Source organism: Xenorhabdus sp. PB30.3 (assembly GCF_963895965.1).
GTDB classification, from domain to species: domain Bacteria; phylum Pseudomonadota; class Gammaproteobacteria; order Enterobacterales; family Enterobacteriaceae; genus Xenorhabdus; species Xenorhabdus stockiae.
In genome coordinates this window covers 1-6,827 of record NZ_CAWQMW010000047.1, presented here as the reverse complement: position 1 = coordinate 6,827, position 6,827 = coordinate 1, and the positions used below count along the sequence as shown (strand labels likewise).

Below are 6,827 nucleotides of genomic sequence, written 5' to 3'. Positions count from 1 at the left end.
CTGTTAGTTCGTAATGAATTAACTGTTTCAGTCACTCTTCAAGACTTTAATCTTTTTTGCCTTTCGGCTGTCGATAGTGTCTTGCGAGTGCCCACACAGATTGTCTGATTAATTTGTTAAAGAACGGTAGCAACCGGAAGTAGCTTCCGTGTTGCGAGGCTGCGTATCTTACGCCTTCCTCTCAGAGTGTCAAGCCTTTATTTTCGCGGCTTTCAACTCCTGTCATCTCGACTCGTTTGTGTGTTTGTCGTGACAACGGATGCGAATTATAGGGAGTTTTCCGGCGCTGGCAACAACTATTTCAAAAAAATATGCCAACCGAGCAGTTATTAGACAAAAACAGCTTGTCAGGCTTCTTTTCAATCTAAAAAACAGAAAAAGAGGTGGATTTTCCACCTCTTTTTTACCTTTATTATGCCTTTTATATTGCCCTAGTGACATTTTCACTCGATAAGTGCCTATATAGATAGCTATCTATAAGTCCCCACTGAGTAGACTGAGCAAAAAACATCATTGTTTTGCAATAATGTGGTCGTTTTCCAGATCCAATGTCACTAACTTACCGGGAACCAGTGCACCAGAAAGTATGTGTTGAGCCAATGGGTTTTCAATCTCTTGTTGGATAGCTCGTTTTAATGGGCGTGCTCCATATACAGGGTCAAAACCCGCTTCACTCAGTTTCTCTAATGCCGACGATGTCATGGTGACTTGATAGCCCCGTTCTTCCAGACGCTTATATAAACGCTGCAACTGAATACTCGTGATGGATTTTAGATGTTCTTTTCCTAATGGATGGAATACCACGACTTCATCGATTCGGTTAATAAATTCAGGTCGGAAGTGATGACCCACGATCTCCATCACCATATCTTTCATTCCGGCATAATCCAGTACGCCAAAGCGTTCCTGAATCATGTCTGAACCCAGATTAGATGTCATAATTACGACAGTATTACGAAAATCAACCGTTCTTCCCTGACCGTCGGTCAAACGGCCATCATCCAACACTTGCAACAATATATTGAAAACATCCGGATGCGCTTTTTCAACTTCATCAAGCAGGATGACTGAATAAGGACGACGGCGTACTGCTTCTGTCAGATAACCGCCTTCCTCATAGCCAATATATCCGGGAGGTGCTCCCACCAGCCTGGAGACAGAATGTTTTTCCATAAATTCAGACATGTCGATACGTACCATTGCATCGTCACTATCAAACAGGAAATTGGCTAATGCTTTACACAGCTCCGTTTTACCAACGCCTGTCGGTCCTAAAAACATGAAAGAGCCAATCGGACGATTTGGATCCGATAAACCAGCACGACTGCGGCGAATTGCGTTTGCTACTGCATCAACAGCCTCATTTTGCCCAATTACACGTTTATGTAATTCATGCTCCATACGCAATAGTTTATCTTTTTCACTTTCCAGCATTCTGGATACTGGAATTCCTGTCCAGCGAGCAAGAATTTCAGCAATTTCAGCATCAGTCACTTTGTTACGCAGCAGTTTCATTGGGTGATTTTCTGCTGTTGTTGCTGCTGCTAGCTGTTTTTCCAATTCTGGAATTTTCCCGTACTGGATTTCAGACATTCTAGCCAAGTCACCACCGCGACGGGCTTTTTCCAATTCTATACGGGCATTTTCTAATTCAGCTTTGATGTTTTGAGTACCAGTAAGCTCAGCTTTTTCAGCTTTCCACTCTTCTTCCAGCTCAGAATATTCGCGCTCTTTTTCCACCAGCTCTTCATTCAGCATATCAAGGCGCTTTTTACTCGCTTCATCCGATTCTTTTTTTAGCGCCTGCTGTTCGAGTTTTAACTGAATAATCCTGCGTTCCAGACGATCCAACGCTTCTGGTTTTGAATCCATCTGCATACGCAGGCTGGCTCCGGCTTCGTCAATCAAGTCAATCGCTTTATCAGGTAACATGCGATCTGAAATATAACGATGAGATAATGTCGCCGCTGCCACAATTGCCGGATCAGTTATCTGAACATGGTGGTGAAGTTCATAGCGTTCTTTAAGACCGCGTAGAATAGCAATAGTATCCTCAACGGTAGGCTCAGCAACATAAACCTTCTGGAAACGACGCTCCAGCGCCGCATCTTTCTCAATATACTGGCGATATTCGTCTAAGGTCGTCGCACCGACACAATGCAGCTCACCACGGGCTAGTGCCGGTTTCAGCATATTGCCGGCATCCATCGCACCATCTGCCTTACCGGCACCTACCATCGTATGTAATTCATCGATAAACAGAATGACCGAACCTTCCTGTTTGGAGAGATCGTTCAAAACGCCTTTCAGACGCTCTTCAAATTCTCCCCGGTATTTAGCTCCCGCCAATAATGCGCCCATATCAAGGGACAGGACTCTTTTGTTTTTCAGCCCTTCAGGAACTTCACCATTAACAATCCGCTGTGCCAGCCCTTCGACGATAGCTGTTTTCCCAACGCCCGGCTCACCTATCAAAACGGGATTATTCTTGGTTCGGCGTTGCAGTACCTGAATTGTCCGTCGAATTTCCTCATCACGCCCAATTACAGGGTCAAGTTTGCCTTGTTCGGCTCGTTCAGTGAGATCTATTGTGTACTTTTTTAGTGCCTGACGTTGGTCTTCGGCACTCTGATCATTTACTTTTTCACCACCGCGCATCATTTCTATTGCCTTAGTGATTTTATCTTTTGTTGCTCCCGCAGCTTTTAATATGTCACTTAACGTTCCACGTTCTTCTAGTGCTGCCAGAACAAAGAGTTCAGAAGAAATAAAGTTATCACCTGCTTTCTGAGCAAGTTTGTCGCACAGGTTTAAATAACGCCCTAATTCATTGGATACCTGTACATCACCGCCACTCCCTTCTACTTTTGGTAGTCTGTCCAAAGCTAGATTCAGTCGATCATGCAAGTTTCCTGTATCAATCCCGGCAGACATTAATAAAGGACGAACAGAGCCACCCTCTTGACTGAGCAACGCACTCATCAAGTGGATAGGTTCGATGAATTGATTATCACGCCCTAATGCGAAGGATTGGGCGTCAGCGAGAGCAAGCTGGAATTTATTAGTAAGACGATCCAGACGCATAACACCTCCAATACTGGTCAGAATTTGCTACTGGAGATTAAATAAGGTCATTCCTTAAATATTCAAGGTTCTCTGAAAAGTAAATTGGAAACTGCGATATGCACCAAAGACCGCCCTGCGCGATAGATCATTTCAACCAGATTAAAGTTGCCATACGTCCGGTAACACCATCACGACGATAAGAAAAAAAAGCCTTTTCTTCTGAGACCGTGCAAGCTGCGCCTCCAAAAACATTTTTTATCCCAATAGACTTCAACTTTAATCTAGCCAGTAAATAGATATTTGCCAGAAATTTCATCCCATAAGGTGTAAAAGCCTGCTCCAGATTAGGATCTGTTGCCAGAAAGGCTTCCATAACCTCACGCTCAACCTCAAACTTTTCAGGGCCAATAGCCGGCCCCAGCCATGCCTGAATCATATCGGGTTTTGTCGTAAATTGAGCTACCGTATTTTCCAACACACCGGCACATAATCCACGCCATCCCGCATGAGCGGCTGCGACTTCATCACCTTCGACGGAACAAAAAAGTACAGGCAGGCAATCTGCTGTCATTACAGCACATACCTGCCCAACTTGATTGGTATAAACTGCATCAGCCTGATTATTTTCCACTGACTGCCCTTCTAGCCTGATAACCCGTGTTCCATGTACTTGTTCCAACCAGACAGGCTGATGTGGCAATCGTGCATATTCCACCAACCGTTCACGGTTTCGCTCCACGTATAGAGGATCATCGCCAACATGACTGCCTAAATTCAGGCTCTCATAGGGAGGGAGACTCATCCCCCCCGTCCGGGTCGTACTACACGCGCCAACGCCCTCAGGCTGTGGCCAGTCAGGAAAAATCAGTGATGTCATTTAACTACCAATCCATTTCATCTTTAAAAATTTCGGCATCCGCTTTCATCACATCAATCAGCTTCACCATATCGTCAGGTAATGGCGCGTGCCATTCCATCTCAATACCTGTGATCGGATGATAAAGACGCAGCATAGTCGCGTGCAACGCCTGACGGTCAAAGTTGCGCATCACTTCGCGAAATTCCTCAGAAGCTCCTTTCAGAGGACGAGGACGACCACCGTAAAGCTGATCTCCAACCAATGGATGTTTAATATGTGACATATGCACACGGATTTGGTGTGTTCTGCCCGTCTCCAGACGTAAACGAAGACGGGTATGTGCCCGGAAATGTTCCATAACCCGATAGTGAGTCACTGCAGGTTTACCCATCGGATGAACAGCCATATGTGTCCGCTTTGTCGGATGGCGAGATATCGGTTCTTCTACGATCCCACCTGCTGTCATATGCCCCAGCGCAATGGCTTCATATTCACGGGTAATTTCACGTAATTGCAGGGATTCGACCAGACGAGTCTGTGCCGGAACTGTTTTTGCAACTACCATCAGGCCTGTCGTATCCTTATCAAGACGATGAACAATGCCTGCCCGGGGAACATCTGCAATCTCCGGATAACGATATAGCAGAGCATTCAGTATCGTGCCATCAGGGTTTCCGGCACCCGGGTGTACAACTAAATCACGGGGTTTATTAATAACCAGAATATCGTCATCTTCATAGACAACGTTCAGTTCTATATCCTGCGGTTCCCAACGGGCATCTTCTTCAATGATAGCATCAATAGAAATTTCTTCTCCGCCCAGTACTTTTTCCTTTGGCTTATTAATTATTTTGCCATTAACCTGAACTTTATCATTCAAGATCCACTCTTTTATACGTGAGCGGGAATAATCAGGTAACAATTCAGCCAAAGCTTGATCTAAACGCTGACCGAGCTGAGATTCAGCGACTGTCGTATTAAGTCGTATTTGTTGTGCCATATATAACTTCTATATTTTACGTTGAGTTTTGACGGCAAGGCCGTTTCATTTAAAATAGTGTGCTATTGTACTCTATCTTTCGCCGGGAGCTTCGCGGATAGTCTCCCAGAAAACAATCAGAGGGTAATCAACACGTGATGATTCGCATGAAATATCTGGTGGCAGCGACCACATTGAGCCTGGTTTTATCTGGGTGCTCCAGCAATAAAGAGGCTGTTCCTGATATCCCGCCATCTCAAATTTATTCAAACGGGCAGGAAAAACTGCAAGACGGTAACTATAAAGCGGCTATCAAGCAATTGGAATCCCTGGATAACCGTTATCCTTTCGGCCCCTATTCTCAGCAGGTTCAGCTGGATTTAATTTATGCTTATTATAAATCAGCAGAATTTCCTCTCGCTCTTGCATCCATTGAACGTTTCATGCGCCTGAACCCAACCCACCCGCATATTGACTATGTAATGTATATGCGTGGTCTGGTATTACAGGCGATGGATGATAACCTTCTGCAGGACTTTTTGGGCCTTGACCGCTCAGACCGTGATCCTGAAAATGCCCGTGCCGCATTCCGCGATTTCAGTCAATTGGTACGGTATTACCCTAACAGCCAGTATGTAGCCGATGCCTACAAACGTTTAGTCTTTCTGAAAGATCGTTTAGCTAAACATGAGCTTGCCGTTGTTCAATATTACACTAAACGTGGCGCTTACGTCGCAGTCGTCAACCGTACAGAGCAAATGCTACAGAATTATCCGGATACCCAATCAACCAGAGAAGCGCTGCCTTATATGGAAAAGGCATACAAAGCTCTGGGGCTTGAAACCGAAGCACATAAAGTTGCGGCATTAATTGCTGCCAATCCAGTCTAGAATTTCGAAAGCACATCGTTTCAAAAGAACGTCATAAAAATAGCAGCTATGTGGCTGCTATTTTTTTAGGGGAGAACATTATAACCGGACAGAAATCTATTTAAATTCCAGAATTATTTCTTAAGTTGATAATACCATAACTGATCGATAATGACGCATTACTTCTCTCTTAGCAACAAATATTGTCCATATCTTCATCATTAATCACAATTTCGCTTATCCATATCAGCATCCCCGAATAAAAGTGATTTAGATCATTCTTTTTCTCCAAAAGCGAGTTATGCTGGAGCCATCAAAGACGGAGCAACAGAAGAAAGAGGTAACTATATGTTAGTAAACATAACCAGCAAACAAATGGAAATTACCCCCGCGATTCGTAGTCATGTGGAAGACCGTCTAAATAAGTTGAACAAATGGCAAGTCAATCTAATCAATCCACATATTGTACTTTCAAAAGAGCCACAAGGATTTTTGGTCGATGCCACGATTGGCACGCCAAATGCTACGCTGGTTGCAAGTGCCAAACATGAAGATATGTATGCTGCTATCAATGAATTGCTGATGAAATTAGAACGCCAACTTAATAAAGTTCAGCATAAAGGAGAAGCCCGCAGAGCAGAGCATAGTGTGAAAGAATCCAATCTTAATCTGGAAATATAACCTGTTTTGTTTTCTCAACGCGCTCAATGGGCGCGTTTTATTGTTTTTTTATTCCTGTATCCCTTTTCCCCATCTATTGACATACCTCAGCAAATAGGTTAATTAAAGTACACTATTTGATTCTGCAAAAATTAAGATATAAATGACATGAATATTAAACTGTTTTTCTTCTTTTTCTTTTTTACCTTCCTATGAGGAGGTTTCTCGTTTTTAAAAGATAAAAAGAAGACGAACCAGAAAACCTCCCTACCAACGGGAGGTTTTTTTGTATATAGAAAACCCCCTGCTAGGCAGGGGGTTCCGTAGAGCTTTCAGCGATGAGGCAGCTATAAAAACCCCTTTTGATTTGTTAAAACACCTTGCGGTCTGGCAA

The 6,827-nt window shown here is 43.8% G+C and carries 5 protein-coding genes and 1 other annotated feature; of the genes, 2 read left to right on the top strand and 3 right to left on the bottom strand.

Translation table 11 applies throughout. The features are described 5' to 3' along the window. Positions 1–510: 510 nt before the first annotated feature. The 3 genes from clpB to rluD form a co-directional block, all read right to left on the bottom strand. Complete coding sequence (clpB, locus tag AACX38_RS04210; protein WP_228865771.1) at positions 511–3,084, bottom strand: ATP-dependent chaperone ClpB; 2,574 nt, start codon at positions 3,082–3,084, stop codon at positions 511–513. Positions 3,085–3,211: 127 nt separating this feature from the next. Next, positions 3,212–3,943 (bottom strand): purine nucleoside phosphorylase YfiH, encoded by a 732-nt coding sequence (yfiH, locus tag AACX38_RS04205; protein WP_228865770.1) that lies wholly within the window; start codon positions 3,941–3,943, stop codon positions 3,212–3,214. Positions 3,944–3,947: 4 nt separating this feature from the next. Continuing rightward, positions 3,948–4,925 (bottom strand): 23S rRNA pseudouridine(1911/1915/1917) synthase RluD, encoded by a 978-nt coding sequence (gene rluD, locus AACX38_RS04200; protein WP_099119919.1) that lies wholly within the window; start codon positions 4,923–4,925, stop codon positions 3,948–3,950. Between the two features lie 146 nt (positions 4,926–5,071). On the opposite strand from rluD, the gene bamD reads away from it, so the two are divergent. Both bamD and raiA read left to right on the top strand, forming a co-directional pair. After that, on the top strand, positions 5,072–5,794 hold the full coding sequence (bamD, locus tag AACX38_RS04195) for an outer membrane protein assembly factor BamD (RefSeq protein ID WP_228860565.1): 723 nt from the start codon (positions 5,072–5,074) through the stop codon (positions 5,792–5,794). A 327-nt stretch (positions 5,795–6,121) separates the two neighbouring features. Then, complete coding sequence (gene raiA, locus AACX38_RS04190; RefSeq protein ID WP_099110738.1) at positions 6,122–6,454, top strand: ribosome-associated translation inhibitor RaiA; 333 nt, start codon at positions 6,122–6,124, stop codon at positions 6,452–6,454. A gap of 146 nt (positions 6,455–6,600) precedes the next feature. Continuing rightward, positions 6,601–6,724 (top strand) — a sequence feature (Phe leader region). Positions 6,725–6,827: the final 103 nt, after the last annotated feature.